The organism is Dokdonella sp., assembly GCF_039926425.1.
Lineage (GTDB): Bacteria > Pseudomonadota > Gammaproteobacteria > Xanthomonadales > Rhodanobacteraceae > Dokdonella_A.
Map to the genome: position 1 here is coordinate 1 of NZ_JBDSWZ010000101.1, position 15,743 is coordinate 15,743.

The 15,743-nt window shown below is 64.1% G+C and carries 15 protein-coding genes; 7 read left to right on the plus strand and 8 right to left on the minus strand.

The features are described from left to right. The 8 genes from ABIV12_RS06655 to ABIV12_RS06690 all read right to left on the minus strand — a co-directional run. On the minus strand, positions 1 to 1,924 hold a 1,924-nt coding region (locus ABIV12_RS06655; RefSeq protein ID WP_348057518.1), incomplete at its 3' end, for a hypothetical protein. Further along, positions 1,921 to 2,670, minus strand: a complete 750-nt coding sequence (locus ABIV12_RS06660) for a class I SAM-dependent methyltransferase (protein WP_348057520.1) — start codon at positions 2,668 to 2,670, stop codon at positions 1,921 to 1,923. The genes ABIV12_RS06660 and ABIV12_RS06655, both read right to left, overlap by 4 nt. A 3-nt stretch (positions 2,671 to 2,673) precedes the next feature. Continuing rightward, complete coding sequence (locus ABIV12_RS06665) at positions 2,674 to 3,681, minus strand: glycosyltransferase family 2 protein (protein WP_348057525.1); 1,008 nt, start codon at positions 3,679 to 3,681, stop codon at positions 2,674 to 2,676. Beyond that, the gene (locus ABIV12_RS06670; protein ID WP_348057527.1) at positions 3,678 to 4,379 is read right to left on the minus strand and encodes a class I SAM-dependent methyltransferase; all 702 of its coding nucleotides are present in this window, start codon (positions 4,377 to 4,379) and stop codon (positions 3,678 to 3,680) included. Before ABIV12_RS06670 ends, ABIV12_RS06665 begins: the two co-directional genes overlap by 4 nt. Before the next feature lie 64 nt (positions 4,380 to 4,443). Then, entirely contained in the window at positions 4,444 to 6,420 is a 1,977-nt protein-coding gene (locus ABIV12_RS06675) for an acetoacetate--CoA ligase (protein ID WP_348057529.1), read from the minus strand. A 231-nt stretch (positions 6,421 to 6,651) separates the two neighbouring features. Further along, positions 6,652 to 6,978 carry an H-NS histone family protein gene (locus ABIV12_RS06680; RefSeq protein WP_348057530.1) on the minus strand — a complete coding sequence of 109 codons (327 nt, stop codon included), beginning with the start codon at positions 6,976 to 6,978 and terminating at the stop codon, positions 6,652 to 6,654. Between the two features lie 222 nt (positions 6,979 to 7,200). Further along, positions 7,201 to 8,916, minus strand: a complete 1,716-nt coding sequence (locus tag ABIV12_RS06685) for a proline--tRNA ligase (protein WP_348057532.1) — start codon at positions 8,914 to 8,916, stop codon at positions 7,201 to 7,203. Between the two features lie 150 nt (positions 8,917 to 9,066). Continuing rightward, positions 9,067 to 9,498 carry a DUF4124 domain-containing protein gene (locus ABIV12_RS06690; RefSeq protein WP_348057534.1) on the minus strand — a complete coding sequence of 144 codons (432 nt, stop codon included), beginning with the start codon at positions 9,496 to 9,498 and terminating at the stop codon, positions 9,067 to 9,069. Between the two features lie 150 nt (positions 9,499 to 9,648). Here ABIV12_RS06690 and pssA point away from each other — a divergent pair, with 150 nt between their 5' ends. The 7 genes from pssA to ABIV12_RS06725 form a co-directional block, all read left to right on the plus strand. Further along, the gene (gene pssA, locus ABIV12_RS06695; protein ID WP_348057536.1) at positions 9,649 to 10,449 is read left to right on the plus strand and encodes a CDP-diacylglycerol--serine O-phosphatidyltransferase; all 801 of its coding nucleotides are present in this window, start codon (positions 9,649 to 9,651) and stop codon (positions 10,447 to 10,449) included. A gap of 5 nt (positions 10,450 to 10,454) precedes the next feature. Beyond that, entirely contained in the window at positions 10,455 to 12,185 is a 1,731-nt protein-coding gene (locus tag ABIV12_RS06700) for a SpoIIE family protein phosphatase (RefSeq protein WP_348057538.1), read from the plus strand. After that, positions 12,182 to 12,526 carry an STAS domain-containing protein gene (locus ABIV12_RS06705; protein ID WP_348057540.1) on the plus strand — a complete coding sequence of 115 codons (345 nt, stop codon included), beginning with the start codon at positions 12,182 to 12,184 and terminating at the stop codon, positions 12,524 to 12,526. The genes ABIV12_RS06700 and ABIV12_RS06705 overlap by 4 nt, the downstream gene beginning before the upstream one ends. Continuing rightward, positions 12,523 to 13,320, plus strand: a complete 798-nt coding sequence (locus ABIV12_RS06710) for an ABC transporter permease (protein ID WP_348057542.1) — start codon at positions 12,523 to 12,525, stop codon at positions 13,318 to 13,320. Before ABIV12_RS06705 ends, ABIV12_RS06710 begins: the two co-directional genes overlap by 4 nt. Before the next feature lie 124 nt (positions 13,321 to 13,444). Further along, positions 13,445 to 14,248, plus strand: coding sequence for an ATP-binding cassette domain-containing protein (locus tag ABIV12_RS06715; protein WP_348057544.1), 804 nt, complete (start codon positions 13,445 to 13,447; stop codon positions 14,246 to 14,248). Positions 14,249 to 14,429: 181 nt separating this feature from the next. After that, a complete protein-coding gene (locus ABIV12_RS06720) occupies positions 14,430 to 15,356 on the plus strand; it encodes an MlaD family protein (protein WP_348057546.1) in 927 nt (308 codons plus the stop codon). Beyond that, a partial coding sequence (locus tag ABIV12_RS06725) for an ABC-type transport auxiliary lipoprotein family protein (RefSeq protein ID WP_348057548.1) occupies positions 15,353 to 15,743 on the plus strand: 391 nt, incomplete at its 3' end. The genes ABIV12_RS06720 and ABIV12_RS06725, both read left to right, overlap by 4 nt.

Here is a 15,743-nt window from a genome sequence, read left to right on the forward strand (position 1 = left end):
GAACGTGGGAGGTCGCGCCGAGCGACCACGTCCCCCACGATTCGGGATACGACCAGTGATCGTCGTTGTAGATCCATCCGGTCGAATCCGTTGCGAAACGGATGGGCTCGCCGTTCGGGTCATAGGCGAACGGAATGGACTTGGCGGTGTCGAGGTGAGCGACGGGCGCGCCGCAACAGTTGCCCAGCGGAAAGAGCCACCACCGCGAGCCGGGGCTGACCGACGGTTCTTGTGGCAACGCTTTCGCGAGGGCATCGGTGATCAGGGCGCGTGCTTCATCGTCGGCGTAGCCTTGCGAATCGATCAGAACGGCATCGAAACCGAGCGCGTGCGCTTGTCGGATCTGTTCTTTTGCGGGCATGTTCTGCAGCGCAAGGTTGGCCACGTAGCCCGGACGGCCCTGCGAGACACCGTACGAAAAACGCAGTGTGTGCGTCATCAGGAACGGCTTGAACTCCTCGTAGTCGGTCATTCGGTTGATCGGCGGATGCTCCGGATACCACGATGCTGGAAGCTGGAGCACCGTTGCGCCGTTGCCAAGGCGTTGCTCGACGCTGGCGAAATACGCGTGAATGACGTCGAAATTCGCAACGGCATCGGCGCGGCCACCATGGGGCATTCTCACGACGGTATCAAAGACCGCCACACTTCCAATCGCGCAAAGTATGGCAACGCGCAGAACGTTTCCTCGCACGCGGTCAAGCACTGCCTGCAGCGCCCAACCTGCTCCGAACAGGCAGAAAAAAGCGAGGAACGGAAGGATCCGGTTGTAGGTTCGCACCTTTGACGTGATCGCGAAGGCGATGAGTACGCCAACGCCGCTGGAGACTGCGAGGAAGATCGCTGCAAGGGCAAGGATCGCGGCCGCGCGAACGAACTCGTCGGCTTGGTCGGGCATGAGCGTGCGTGTGCGTTCGGGAGCCGCCGCTGCGCGCACCAGGACCCACAGCAACGCGAGCAAGCCGAACACGCCGAATGCGCCGATGTACTGGTTGCGGAACTCGCCTTGGGGAACGTTCACCGCGTCATCGAATCGCCGTTTCATCTCGGCGAGCGAACGAAGTCGGTGAGACTGCGTCGGCAACACCACCTGATCGAGTCGCATCGAATACAGTTCCGCCTCTTCCGGCGACCGGTCCGCGACGAGCGTGTTCTTGCCGACGCTGGCCTGGTGCAACAGCACAGGAACCTGTTCGACCACGAAGCTGCCGGCGACCGCAGCCATGAGCGACAACGCCACCAGCACCGTTCGCCACCCCGGGCGAGTCACGATCGCGAGTGCGACCGCAACCGGGCACAGAAGTGCGAGGAAGACGCCGTTGTACGGCATCTGCAGCGGCACCAGCACGCACACGACAAGCGCAAGAAGCCAGCGTCGCGTTGCGCCCGGATCGTTCGCATCGAACCGGTTGCGTGCCACCCACAGCAGCACGAGTGCCGCGAACGGCACCAGGAAATACGCGCCGTTGGTCAGGTGTCCCACGTTGCGCAGCACGTGGTAAGGAAGCACGGAGTACAGGACCGAGCACAACAGCGCGGGACCCCAGCGAAGTCCCAACTGCCGGAAACAGAAAAGCGCGGCGAAACCGATCAGATAAAAGCCGAGGAGGAAATACAGGTTCATCGCCGTCCCCGGATGGCCGGTGATCAGTGCGACCGGCGCCATCAGCAGATAGTTCAGCGAATCGAATCGTGGAAAATCGAGACGGTCGTAGCCGAATGGGTAGCCGAGTCGTAGGTTGTCGAACAACCAACCGGTATCGATGACGTTCTGGATCTGCGCGAGCTTGTCGATCGCGTCGCCGGTGAACGCGTAAGGCACGTCCACGCGCGAGTACGGCAACTTCAGCACGCCGAACACGACGACCGTGATCAGGAGGAAGAGGACCGCTGCGGCAGCGAGGCGAAGACGGCGCTCGCTCATGCGTCATCCAGGCTCACGGCCCGCGCGACGACGAAGGTCGACAATCCGAAGGGCGGCCGGTAGCCACGCCTCATCAGTGCGAGTTCGAACCCCTGCAACGCTCCGAGCGCGCGCGCCGGCGTGCCATTGCGCGGCGACGCCTGTTTCGCCGGCGCCGCGCGTCGAAGGAGTTGTCCCAGCGAAAATACGCCGCGCGCCGCCACCGCGAGTGGAAACGCGAGATGCGTGAAATAGGCGGCCGTCAGCACTTCGAGCCCGGCAGGCAGCGTGTGGATCAGCCGCGCGCGCGTGTAGCGCCGATGGTGTCCGAGCGCGCGATCGTGGTCGCTGAAAAGCCACTGATAGGCCGGCACGCTCATGATCAGCAGGCCGCCTGCGTGCAGATGTGCTGCCATCCATCCGACCGCTTGGATGTCATCGACGAGATGCTCGATCACGTCCATCGCGCAAATGACGTCGTAGCGACGGTCGAGATCGAACGGGATCGGATCGGCAAACACGTCGCGGGCGACCTGACGGGCGCGGATCGCCTTGCGACCGAGATCATTGATTTCGATCGCGTCCACCTCGCCGAAGCGCGCGAGCGACGGAAGATTCTGTCCGGCACCAGCGCCCACTTCAAGCAGCGCCAGACCACTCCTGCGCGGCGCGTGCCGGCCAATCAGGTCGGTCAGCAGCTGCGCGCGCGCCACCTTCAGCCAGTCATCGGTCTCGCCCAGATACTGATCGTACGATGCGGCGTCCACGAATCAGTGCCGGCCGCGTTCGGGCTGCGCAGGCTGGATGCGGGGGTCATTTCCGACCTGTGCGTTCGTTCGTTCGCGCACGAGCGCCGGCGCCGGAATGTCGCGTTCGCGGCTGATCATCAGTTCTGCCAGCAGGCCAAACATGAACAACTGCACGCCGACCACCACCATCAGGACGCCAAGCTGTAGCAGCGGTCGTTCGCCGATGCTGTGGCCGAGCAGCCAGAGCACGCTGAGCCACGCGAGGATCCCGACTCCGACCGCGCCGAACAGCAAGCCGCCCGCACCAAAGAGGTGCCCGGGCTTGCGCGCATAGCGCGTCAGCGTCAGCACCGTGAACAAATCGAGAAGACCACGCAGGAAGCGCCGAGCTCCATACTTGGAATGTCCGAAACGCCGCGGATGGTGCGTCACTTCGATTTCGCCGATGCGAAAGCCGCTGGCATGTGCGAGGACGGGAACGAACCGGTGCAGCTCGCCATACAGATGCACGGTATCGAACACCTCGCGACGATATCCTTTGTATCCGCAATTGAAATCGTGCAGCGGGATGCCGGAGGCCCAGGCGGTGATGCGATTGAACAACTTCGAGGGAAGCGTCTTCCCAAGAGGATCGTGGCGCGTCCGTTTCCATCCCGAGACGACATCGCAGCCGGACCCAAGCGCGGCGATGAAGCGCGGCAGCTCCTGCGGATCATCCTGCAGGTCGCCATCCATCGTGATCACGATGTCGGCCTGCGTTTCCGCGACGCCAATCTGCAGCGCAGAGGCTTTGCCGAAGTTGCGCCGCAGGCGCACGCCATGCACGCGAGGGTCGGTCAGCGTCGCATCGACGATGCGGTCCCAAGTCGCGTCATCGCTGCCGTCGTCGACGAAATGCACGCCGACCAGTCGGAATGCGTCCGATGCATCGGCCACGCACAGCAGCGCGCGGGTCAGCTCGGCGATCGTCTGTTCCTCGTTCATCACGGGGACGAGGACGGCAACGGTGGGGATTTCAGGCAGGCTCATCGCGATTCCTGCGGCAGCGCGCCGATCAATGTGGTTTCCGAGCGATACGGCAGTGCAGGTGCCCATCCGCGACAACGCCGCAGTGGCAACATCACATGGGCGATCGCATCCGCGTACCGCGCCCGCTCGGAATTGTCGAACACGATCAATCCACCGTCCGCGAGCTGGGTGAGGGCGCGCTCAAGGCATGCAACGCGTGCGCGGCCGTCGATGATGATCAAGTCATAGCGGTCGGTGCCGATCGTGTCGACGTAGGACGAGAAGTCGTACTGCGCGTAGCCGTTGCGACCCGACGTCACTCGCGGATCCGCGGAACGTTCGGGTTCGGCCAGCCGCAGTTCGACGTTGTCGCGTGCAATCGCCGATTCCACGGCGCGCAGGAATGGAGCATCGTGTTCTGCAGAGACCACGCTGCTGCACCGGCGCGCGAGCCAGACGGTACTCGCACCGCTGCCGTATTCGAACGCCCGAACATCCTTGCGAGCCGAGAGCCAGTGCTCGACTTCGCGGATCGCCGGGAACGACCACCATGGCACGTCGATGCGCATCAACTGCATCGCATCGTAAATCGCGAACTGGCTGCCGAGCCAGAATCGAAACGATTCGCGCGGCGCGCGCTGCCAGCGGTCGAGAATGCCGCCCGCACGCAGCGGAATGGCACACGCGCGCACGGTCGCGACGTAGGCTTGCTTCAGCATCCTGCACGCCCCGATGACGAGCGGAACACCGCTGTCTGGATCTGCGGGTGGTTCGGACGGCTTTTCATTGCGGGTCCAGCTCGGACAGATCCCGGAACAGCTCCAGCGCCTGCGGATTGGCAAGCGCATCGGTGTTCTTCACGGCTCGTCCATGGATCGTTTCACGCACCGCGATCTCGGTGATCTTTCCGGAGATCGTTCGCGGGATATCCGCAACCTGGAGGATCTTCGCCGGCACGTGTCGCGGCGTCGTGTTCACGCGGATCTGCCTGGCAATGCGATCGCGCAGCGCGTCATCAAGCTGCACGCCGTCGCGCAGGCGCACGAACAAGATCACACGCTCGTCCTCGTCCCACTGCTGGCCAACGGCAACCGATTCGAGCACCTCGGGCACCTGTTCCACCTGCCGGTAGATTTCCGCCGTACCGATCCGCACGCCGCCTGGATTGAGCGTCGCGTCCGAACGGCCATAGATGATGATCCCGTCGTGTTCGGTGAGCAGCGCGTGGTCGCCATGACACCAGACGCCCGGAACGCGCGAGAAATAGGCGGCGCGATACTTTTCGTCGCCGGGGTCGTTCCAGAAGCCGACCGGCATCGAAGGGAATGGCGCCATGCAGGCAAGTTCGCCCTTTTCGCCGCGCACCGGTTTGCCGTCGTCGTCGAGGATCTCGACCTTGAGACCGAGTCCGCGGCATTGCAATTCGCCGCGGTAGACGGGAAGCAGCGGGCTGCCGAGCGCAAAACAGGAAACAATGTCGGTGCCGCCCGAGATCGAGGCCAGCAGCACGCGCTCCTTGATGTCGCGATAGACGTAGTCGAAGCTTTCCGGAGCAAGCGGCGACCCGGTCGACAGAATCGTGCGCAGGTTCTGCAGCTTGTGCGTCTCGCGCGGCTTCACGCCCGCTTTCTCGATCGCGCTGATCCATTTCGCGCTGGTGCCGAACACGCTGATGCCCACCTCGTCGGCCAGGTTCCACAGCGCGTTGCCATCGGGATACGACGGCGATCCATCGTAGAGCACCAGCGTCGCGCCGACCGCGAGTCCGGAGACGAGCCAGTTCCACATCATCCAGCCGCAGGTGGTGTAGTAGAACAGCCGGTCCTCGCGCTTGAGGTCGGTATGCAGCACCAGTTCTTTCAGGTGCTGGATCAGCGTGCCACCGGCGCCGTGCACGATGCACTTGGGAGCCCCGGTCGTGCCCGACGAATACATGATGTAAAGCGGGTGATCGAAGGGCAACGCGGCGAAGTCGAGCGCATGCGTGTCGCTGCCGACAAAATCCGGCCATGTCACCGCACCGCGCAGGCCGTCGAGTGTCAGCGGCTCGCCACTGTACGGAATCACCACGACGCGCTCGATCGAAGGAATGTCGTCGAGCACCTCGCGGACCCGATCGAGGCATCCGAACCGCTTCCCGCCGTAGCCATATGTGTCGGCGGTGAACAGCACCTTCGGCGCGATCTGGCCAAACCGGTCGACCACGCCGCGAATGCCGAAATCGGGCGAGCAGGATGACCAGATTGCGCCGATCGATGCAGTGGCCAGCATTGCAATGACCGCTTCCGGAATATTCGGCAGGAATCCGGCGACCCGATCGCCGACACCGACGCCCGCGGATTTCAGGGCATGGGCGAGTTGACCGACGTCCGCATGCAGTTGCGCGTAACTGATCTCGCGCTCATTGCCCCATTCGTTGCGCGCGACGATGGCGCAGCGATCGTCCTTGTAACGCAACAGATTCTGCGCGAAGTTCAGTGTCACGTTCGGAAACCAGCGCGCCCCCGGCATCCGGTCGCGATCGACGAGTACCGGCTCGTGGTCGCCGTGCGCGCGAATGCCGCAGAATTCCCACACCAGAGACCAGAACCGCTCCGGGTGCCGGATCGAGAAATCATAGAGCGATGTGTGTCGGCGAATGTCGTCGTTGCCCGTGCTCTCGCGCACGAACCGCATGAACCGGCTGAGATTCGCCCGCTCGATGCGCTCGATTCCCGGTTCCCATACCGGCCTGTTGATCAATCCAAGGTTCGTGGACATGCGTTCCTGCATCAATCGCGAAGACCCTCGATGCCGAATCGGGCGAAGAGTCAGGGAGCCATCGAAGGGACAGATGCCGTCACAGCGCGCACCGCGTGCGCGATGCCGTGATGAACGGCGCCCCATGTAGGCTTGATTATCCCGTATGCGTGGCGGGCCTGCCACAGCGCACCGCTCCGGAAATGCGAACGCCGGCTTGAAGCCGGCGTTCGATGAACACTACGCGTGTGCTCAGGCGATCAGCAAATCTTTTTCCTTCTTGCCGGCCGCGAGTGCGGTGCGAAACCAGTTTGGACGCTTGCCGCGCCCTGTCCACGTCTGCGCAGGATCCGCTGGATTGCGGTACTTCGGCTTCACCTTGCCGCGCGCCTTGCCGCGCGTCGCGCCGGCGCGGCCCATGACTTCATCCAGTTCCAAGCCCTCAGCCTTGACCAGCGCATTGATCTTCTCGCGCAACTTGGATGCCTTTTCCTTGACGAGCTCCTGCTGGCGGGCGGTCGCTCGCGCAATCAGATCCGCAAGCTGGTTGTGAGTGAGCGTCTTCAGGTCGATGGCCATGCCTTGGGTTCCTCTTCAATTCCGGAGCGGGTCGATTCGGAACACTGAAATCCGCCGAATCGAACCGCGAAATGGTGCTAACCGCCGATGCTAGCAATTTCACGGCGGCGCTGTATATGCAAGCGCGACCGCCTGCGGCAATCCCCCGCATAATCGGCGATAAAATACTGCAAGGTGTCGGAGATAATCGATCGGATTGCGCTGGCGCAAGAAGCGCAGCGATTATTCCGGTCGCTGCGACCCGTCCAGTCGGGCGAGAAGAACGGCGCGTTCGAGCGACTCGTTCTCCGTCTCATTGCGCGACCGGTACTCGAATGTTCCAGCGGCGAGGCCGCGCTCGCTGACAACGACGCGGTGCGGAATTCCGATCAGTTCCATGTCAGCGAACATCGGTCCGGGGCGCAGGCCGCGATCGTCGAGCACCACCTCGACGCCGCGAGCGACGAGTTCCGAATAGAGTGCTTCAGCGGCTTCGCGCACCTCCTGGTTCTGCGCCCCATTGATCGGGCAGATCGCAACCTGCCACGGCGCCATCGGCTCCGGCCAGAGGATGCCGGCGGCGTCGTGGTTCTGTTCGATCGCAGCGGCGACGATGCGGCTGACGCCGATGCCGTAGCAGCCCATCAGCATGACCTGGGCCTTGCCGGCTTCGTCGAGCACGGTCGCGCCCAGCGCCTGCGCGTACGTGTCGCCCAGCTGGAACACGTGGCCGACTTCGATGCCTCGCGCGATCGACAGAGTGCCCTGACCATCGGGCGACGCGTCGCCCTCGACCACCTTGCGAAGGTCCTCGACGCGGGTCACGCGCGCGTCGCGCTCCCAATTGGCCCCACGAAAGTGCGTGCCGTGCTCGTTGCCGCCGCAGACGAAGTCCGCGAGCACCGCGGCATCGCGGTCGACGATGACCGGAATCGAATCGGGGAGGGCGACCGGCCCGATGAAGCCCGGGCGAGTGCCAGTCGCGCGCAGGATTTCCGCTTCATCGGCCAGAGTTGCTTCGCCCGCGAGTTCGGGCAGCTTCGCCGCCTTCACTTCGTTGATTTCATGGTCGCCGCGGACACACAATGCGACCAGTCCATCGCGACCTCGCACCATGATCGTCTTGATGCACTGATCGGGACGAACGCCGAGAAAAGCGCAGACCTCGTCGATCGATTTCTGGGTCGGCGTCGCAACGCGTTCGAGCGTCGCATGCGGCGAAGGCCGCGCTGTCGCCGGCGCCATCGCCTCGGCCTTTTCAACGTTCGCCGCGTAGTCCGACCCTGTCGAGAACGCGATGGCATCTTCTCCCGAGTCGGCGAGCACTTGGAATTCGTGGCTGGCATTTCCGCCAATTGCGCCGGTGTCGGCCTGGACCGCCCGGAATCTCAACCCGAGGCGCGAAAAAATGCGGCCGTAGGTGTCGTACATCGACTGGTACTCTTGCGCCAGCGATTCCTGTCCGAGATGGAACGAATACGCATCCTTCATCAGGAATTCGCGCGCGCGCATCACGCCGAAACGCGGTCGGATCTCGTCGCGGAACTTGGTCTGGATCTGATAGAAATTGACCGGCAGCTGCTTGTAGCTCTTGAGCTCATGGCGCGCAAAATCGGTGATCACGTCCTCGTGCGTCGGACCGTAGCAATACGACGCTTCCTTGCGATCCTTGATCTTCAGCAGCTGACCGCCGAATTTCTCCCAGCGGCCGGTTTCGTCCCACAACTCACGCGGCTGGATCGAGGGCATCATCAGCTCGACCGCACCGGCGCGGTTCATTTCCTCGCGCACGACGTTCGCCACCTTGCTCAGCACGCGCAAGCCCAGCGGCGACCACGTATAGATTCCAGCCGCGAGCTTGCGGATCATTCCGCTGCGCAGCATCAGCCGGTGGCTGGCAATTTCGGCGTCGGCCGGAACTTCCTTGACGGTCGCGAGATGGAAGCGGGAAAGGCGCATGGCGTACCGTCAGAAGGCCGGGGAACCGGCGATTCTAGCAGCGGGGCGTGCGTTCGAGCAGCGACCGGAAACTTTCGGCGGGGCTCGCGGCAACGGCTCAACGCGTCGTGGAGGACGAGTGGAGTAGTGATTCGCGCTGCATCTGAACGCTCAGCTGGCGCAGAACAGCTTCACCTGCTGAGCGGCCTTGTCCATCTGGGCCTGGCGGGTTTTCGCGGCCTCAAGATCGGTCGGATAGCCCTCGGCATCGACCGGCAGCTTCTGGCCCTCGAGGTTCGCCTGGTTCTTGCGGGCAATCTCGCAATTGCGTTTGATGTCTTCCGGCGCGTAGCCGGCAGCCGCCGCAAGAGCGGGACCAGCCGCCTTCGCTGCCTCTTCTTTTTCTTTCTGCACGTTGGCCGCATCGTCACCGGTGGTGACGCCGCCCTTCAGCTTGAGCCGCTGCGCCTTCGTCGCGCTGGCCGGCGGCGGTGTGTCCGAGAAATGCTTGACCCCGTTCGCGTCGGTCCAGGAATACATATCCGTCGCTGCGGCTGGAACGGTGACGGCCAGCAGGACGAGCAGGAGCCAAGTGCGTTTCATCGAAAACCTTCATGCTTGCGGATGCTCAGGGATGGCACCCGGACGGGCGACTGGATAACACCAGTTGCGCCCGGACACAAGCGAAAGCGCCCGGTTTTGTGGTTCACGGTACACTCCCGAACCCTATCCCAACATTGTCGCGGCTCGACCATGGAAGAAACTCCGACCGTCACGCGCAAGCCGCGGCGAGGAATCTACCTTCTGCCCAACCTGTTCACGACAGGGGCGATGTTCGCGGGCTATTTCGCGATCATTTCGGCCATCGGTGGCCGCTTTACCGATGCGGCCATCGCGGTGTTCGTCGCGGCAATCCTCGACGGCCTTGACGGGCGCGTGGCGCGCCTGACCGGAACGCAGAGCGAATTCGGCGTGCAGTACGACTCGCTGTCCGACCTGGTCAGCTTCGGCGTCGCGCCGTCGCTGGTGCTCTACACGTGGTCGCTGTCGTCGCTGAAAGCGTATGGCCCGGGATGGGGGAAACTCGGCTGGGCCGCCGCGTTCATTTATGCGGCGTGCGCGGCGTTGCGCCTCGCGCGCTTCAACACGCAGGTGGGTGTCGCGGACAAGCGCTATTTCCAGGGGCTTGCGAGTCCTGCTGCTGCGGCGCTGTGCATGTCGTTCGTGTGGGCGATCGAGGACAAGGGCCTGTTTGGCGCGACCGCCTCCGACATGGATTTCGTGACGCCGGTTGTCGCCATCGTCGCGGGTCTGCTGATGGTCAGCCGCGTGCGCTACTTCAGCTTCAAGGCCGCGCCAAAGTCGGACCGTGTTCCGTTCATCTGGATTCCCGCAGCGATGTTGATCCTCACCGGACTCGCGGTGGATCCTCCCCGTGTGGTGCTGACCGTCACTGTGCTCTATGTCATCTCGGGACCTGCGCTGACGCTGTGGGGTCTGCGCAAGAAGCGCAGCGCACGCGCACTGCGTGGCAGCGGGCGCGACATCGAATGAGTGTCGTGGGCGCGAAGCCGGCCGCCTCGCGCGCCGTCGATGCGCCGACCCTGCGTGCAACGGCAACTGCGCGCGAGCGCGAGACGCTCGCGTTCCTGGCCGACCTGTCGCGCACGCTCGCCGTGTCGCTTGATCTGCGCAAGACGCTGTCCGAAGCGGTCACGCGCGTCGCCGACTTCATGCAGGTGGAAGCCGCGTCGCTGTTCCTGCTGGACCCCGAGTCGCGCGTTCTCGAGTGCCGCATCTGCGTCGGCCCGGTTGATATCACCGGTTCGCGCCTCGCTCTCGGGCAAGGGGTGGTTGGACGCGCAGTGGCTGAAAATGCTGCGCAGGTGGTGGCCGACGCGACCACCGACGCGCGCGTGTGGCGTGCGGCGGACGACGACAACGGCTTCGTCACGCGCAGCCTCGTCTGCGCGCCGCTGGCGACCGCGGATGGGCCGATCGGCGCGTTGGAGATCGTCAACCGCCGCGACGGCCAGCCGTTCAGTGATGCCGACGCCGAGCTGCTCGGCATCATCGCGGCGCCGGCCGCGCTCGCGATCAACAACGCCCGCATGGCGGGCAACCTTCTGGAACAGCAGCGCCTGAAGCGCGAGTTCGATCTCGCTCGCCGCCTGCAGAAATCGATGCTGCCCAAACGTCGGCGCGACAATTTCCCGGTCATCGGGGTCAATCGCCCGGCGCACGAAATCTCCGGCGATTTCTACGATCATTTCGAGCTCGCAGACGGGCGCGTTGCCTTCCTCGTCGGAGACGTCTCAGGAAAAGGTCTGGACGCGGCGTTGTTGATGGTGCGCGCCGCGAGCCTGCTGCGCTGGGCCGGCAAGGATGGCGTCTCGCCCTCTGCGTGGCTTGCGCGGGCAAATGACGAATTGTGCGAGACGACGCAGGACGGACGATTCGTCTGCGCGCTGGTCGGATACTGCGACCGCGCCGCGACCCGTGTGCATTTCGCCGGTGCCGGTTTCCCGCCGGTGATCGTGCGTCGCGGTGGCGTCTTCACCGATTTTCCGTCCGGCGGACCGCCACTGGGCATCATGACGGGACTGGTCTACGAGGATCACGAGGTCGCGCTTGACGGCGGAACGCTTTACGCGTTCTCGGACGGTGCCACCGACGTGCGCGACGCCGGCGGCACTCCGATCGGCAACGAGGGTGTTCGCGCGCTCATTGCCCGGCATGCGGAATCCTCGCCACACGCGCGACTGCGCGGACTCCTTGGAGACCTGAAACAATTGCGCCTGGTCGATGACACGACCTTGCTGCTGGTGGAAACGTCGCGCGCGGAAACGGCCGATGTGCTGCTTGATCATCGCATCCCCGCGAACGCGCACGCGTTGCGCGGCCTGCGAGCGGCGATCCGTCAGGCGCTCGATCGGCTGCACATCGAACCGTTGCTGCGCGATCGCCTCGTGCTCGCGGTTGACGAAGCCAGCGCCAACATCATCCGCCACGCATACGGCCCCGAGCGAACCGGCGAAATCGGGCTGCGCATGCTGCTGGCCGGTTCGGTGCTGACGTTCGAACTGACCGATACCGCGCCGCGGGTGGACCCGCAAGAGCTGCGTCCGAAACCGCTGGGCGAATGCCGATGCGGCGGCTTTGGAATCGCGCTGATCGACGAGGTGATGGACTCCTGGAATATCGAAGCCGCAGCCAGCGTTCACGGCAACCGGCTGATCCTGCGCAAGCGCCTGGGCGATCCCGGCACCGACGAGGCGAATGAAGCATGAGTGACAGTGGAAACAGCGTGGCCAGCGAAAACCGCGACGGTTACGTGCTGATTCGCCTGAGTGGCGAAGTGGATCTTTCCTGGTCGCAGCAGGTTCGCCGCGCGGTGCTCGACGCGATCGCGAACGACACAGCGGTTGGCGTCGACCTGTCGGACGTGAGCTACATCGATTCGTCCGGCATCGCGGCGCTGGTGGAAGGGTTTCAGAATGCCCGCACGCGTGGCAGCCGGTTCGCGCTGGTCTCGGTCAGCCATGCGGTGCGCGCGGTCCTCGAACTCGCGCGTCTCGACCGCGTGTTCCTGATCGTCGATACGCCCGATGCGGTGATCGCCGCCGCGTGAATGCATTCGCGCGCCCGCTGGCGACCATCGGTCGCGCAACGCTGGAGTCGCTCAGCGGCATCGGCTACGCGGCCATGTTGCTGGTCGAGGCGCTCTACTTCGCGCTGGTCGGATGGCGCGTCGGCCAGCCCGTCCGGATCAGCGCGGTGGTCCGCCAGATGCGCGAGATCGGGGCCGATGCGTTACCGATCGTCGCGTTGCTCGGCTTCACGGTCGGACTGATGCTCGGCATCCAGTTCATCGCGTCGCTGAGCGAGTTCGGTGCGCAATCGCAAGTGGTGATCGCGGTGGCGAAGTCGGTCACGCGTGAATTTGGCGCACTGATCACCGCGATCCTTGTTGCGGGGCGCTCCGGTTCCGCGCTGGCCGCGCGCATCGGATCGATGTCGGTGTCACAGGAAGTCGACGCGCTTGCGGTGATCGGCATCGAGCCGGTCCGTTACCTCGTCGCGCCGGCGCTGATCGCGATGCTGGTGATGCTGCCGGCGCTGACGATCTTCGCGAATGCGGTCGCGATATTCGGCGCGGCGCTCTATAGCGCGCCGGCATTGAACGTGACGCCGACGGCCTACCTGCTGCAGACGCTGTCGCTGCTCAGCCCGGGCGATGTCTGGCAGGGTCTGTCCAAGAGTGTCGTCTTTGCATTGCTGATCACGCTGATCGGCGTGAGCACCGGTTTTTCGGTAACCGGCGGCGCCGAAGGGGTCGGTCGCGCGACAACGCGCTCGGTGGTGCTGTCGATCTGCTGGATCATCGTGGTCGACATGATCTTCTCGTTCTTCCTCAACCGATGATTTCCGCTCCGGCGCCAGCGCTTGTCATTGTGGGAGCGGCTTCAGCCGCGATGCTCCCGACGCTCACCCGCGCTGGAGGAATCGCGGCTCAAGCCGATCCCACACAAGTGCTTGGAATGGAAACATGAACTCCGGTGGCGCGCCGTTGATCGACGTCGAAAAACTCGAAGCCTGGTATGGCCGCCGGCGTGTGCTGCACGGCATCGACTTCTCGGTGCAGCCGGGTGAGATCCGCGTGATCATGGGCGGTTCCGGATCGGGAAAGAGCACGTTGTTCCGTCACCTGCTCGGATTGCAGCGTCCGGTTGCCGGCAGTGTGAAGCTGTTTGGCGTCGACATCGCCGACATCAGCGATCGCCAGTTGCTCGACGTGCGCCGCAAGATCGGCGTGTCGTTCCAGGGCGGCGCACTGCTGACGTCGCTGACGGTGGGGGAGAACGTCGCACTGCCCTTGCGCGAGCACACCAGCCTCGACGAGTCGACGATCCGCATCATGAGTCGCATCAAACTCGAGGTGGTCAACCTTGGCGGCTTCCAGGATCTGATGCCGAGCCAGCTCTCCGGCGGCATGGTCAAGCGGGCCGCGTTGGCGCGCGCGATCGTGATGGATCCGCGGCTGCTGTTTTTCGACGAACCGTCGGCCGGGCTCGATCCGGTTGTGTCGGCCGAACTCGACGAGTTGATCCTGCGGCTGCGCGATGCATTGCGCATGACGATCGTCGTGGTGACGCATGAGCTGGAAAGCGCGTTCAAGATCGCCGATACCATCACCGTGCTCGATGCCGGCGAAATCCTGATGACCGGCACGGTGGCCGAGGTGCGCGCGGCAGACAACGAACGCATCCAGGATCTACTGAACCGGCGTCCTCGCGAGGTACATGTGGACGCGGATGCGTACCTCAGGCGACTGACCGAGGAGGAAGCGTGATGATGCTAGAGTTACGCGGAGAGTTTCATGTCATGACGTCATGGCCGCAGGTGCGGGAAGAACGTTGCGTCGGCAAAAGCCGGTCTTCCATCGGCGTGTTTGCACCCTCACGAAAAATGGATTCCCGCGCTCGCGGGAATGTCGGCAACGAAAGGTCCGGAATCCCGTTGAAGGTCACGCCTTGAAACGCGACACCGTCAATTACACGCTGGTCGGCGCCGTCGTCATCGGCGCGATCGTCCTGCTGCTGGTCGGCCTTGCGTTGATCACCGGCCGTACTGTCGCGAGCGACGACTACGTGGTGCGCTATCGTAGCGTGACGGGTTTGCGTTACGGAGCACCGGTGTTCTATCAGGGCTATCGCATCGGGGCGGTGAGCGCGCTGACGCCGGAGCGTGATGCGAGCGGCACGCGCTACAAGGTGACGCTCGCAATTCGACATGACTGGCCGATTCCGGCCGACAGCCCTGCACGCCTGCAGTCGAGCGGCCTGCTCGCGGACGTATCGATCGGCATCCGCGAAGGGTCCAGCCACGACACGCTGAAAGCGGGCGGCGAATTGAAGGGCGAGGAGGGCGCGGATCTGTTCGCCGCGATGAATGAGCTCGCCAGTCAGGTCAGCGATCTCACGCGCACACAGATCTCGCCACTGATCAGCACGCTGTCGCAGCGCGTCGATTCGATCACCGGCACGATCGACAAGTCCGCACCGATTGTGCTCGACCAGACGCGCGCGCTGCTCGAACGGATGAACCGCGCGTCCGATGCGCTCAACGACGTGTTGAAGCCGGAGAACCGCGCGGCCGTCGGCGCGATCCTCGGTGAAGTGAAGAACCTTGCATCCGAATTACGCAAGACGCGCGAAACGCTCGACCACGCGCTGGGCGATCTCGCCGGCATCGCGAAAGACAATCGCCCCGATGTACGCCGCGCGGTGCAGGATCTCGGCAGCGTGCTCGAATCCCTGTCGAGCCGGATGGACGTGATCACGCATCATCTGGAATCCTCCAGTCGCAATCTTGACGAATTCAGCCGCGAGATCCGCAAGAGCCCCAACCGCCTGATCATCGCGCCGAAAGCCGACAAGCTGGAGGATGAAACGCAATGAGGATCCGCTCGTTCGCCGTGTTGGTGGGGTTAGTGGTGGCCGGCTGCAGTGCGCCAACCGTGCCGGACTTCACCTATTACCGGCTGCCTCGCCCGCAGCCACTTGAACCGGTCGGCACGCCGGAATTCCACACTCCGATCGTCGTCGACGTGTTCGGTGCGGATGGCCTGTACGCGGACCAGGCGCTGATCTACGCCGTGGATGCCGGCGCGCAGCAGTTGCGCCAGTACCACTATCAGCTGTGGACCGATCCGCCCACACGCATCCTGCAGCGCCGCCTGATCGTGCAACTACGCGACGCCCATGTCGCCCCGCAGGTCACCGACGAGTTACCAGCCAGCCAATCGGCGATCCGCCTCAGCGGCGTGATCCTGCGCTTCGATCGCG

Excerpts from the sequence above, each read along its gene's own strand:
- ABIV12_RS06665 (WP_348057525.1), bottom strand. The coding sequence starts at position 3,681 with ATGAGCCTGCCTGAAATCCCCACCGTTGCCGTCCTCGTCCCCGTGATG.
- ABIV12_RS06670 (WP_348057527.1), bottom strand. The coding sequence starts at position 4,379 with ATGCTGAAGCAAGCCTACGTCGCGACCGTGCGCGCGTGTGCCATTCCG.
- ABIV12_RS06675 (WP_348057529.1), bottom strand. The coding sequence starts at position 6,420 with ATGTCCACGAACCTTGGATTGATCAACAGGCCGGTATGGGAACCGGGA.
- ABIV12_RS06680 (WP_348057530.1), bottom strand. The coding sequence starts at position 6,978 with ATGGCCATCGACCTGAAGACGCTCACTCACAACCAGCTTGCGGATCTG.
- ABIV12_RS06685 (WP_348057532.1), bottom strand. The coding sequence starts at position 8,916 with ATGCGCCTTTCCCGCTTCCATCTCGCGACCGTCAAGGAAGTTCCGGCC.
- ABIV12_RS06690 (WP_348057534.1), bottom strand. The coding sequence starts at position 9,498 with ATGAAACGCACTTGGCTCCTGCTCGTCCTGCTGGCCGTCACCGTTCCA.
- pssA (WP_348057536.1), top strand. The coding sequence starts at position 9,649 with ATGGAAGAAACTCCGACCGTCACGCGCAAGCCGCGGCGAGGAATCTAC.
- ABIV12_RS06705 (WP_348057540.1), top strand. The coding sequence starts at position 12,182 with ATGAGTGACAGTGGAAACAGCGTGGCCAGCGAAAACCGCGACGGTTAC.
- ABIV12_RS06715 (WP_348057544.1), top strand. The coding sequence starts at position 13,445 with ATGAACTCCGGTGGCGCGCCGTTGATCGACGTCGAAAAACTCGAAGCC.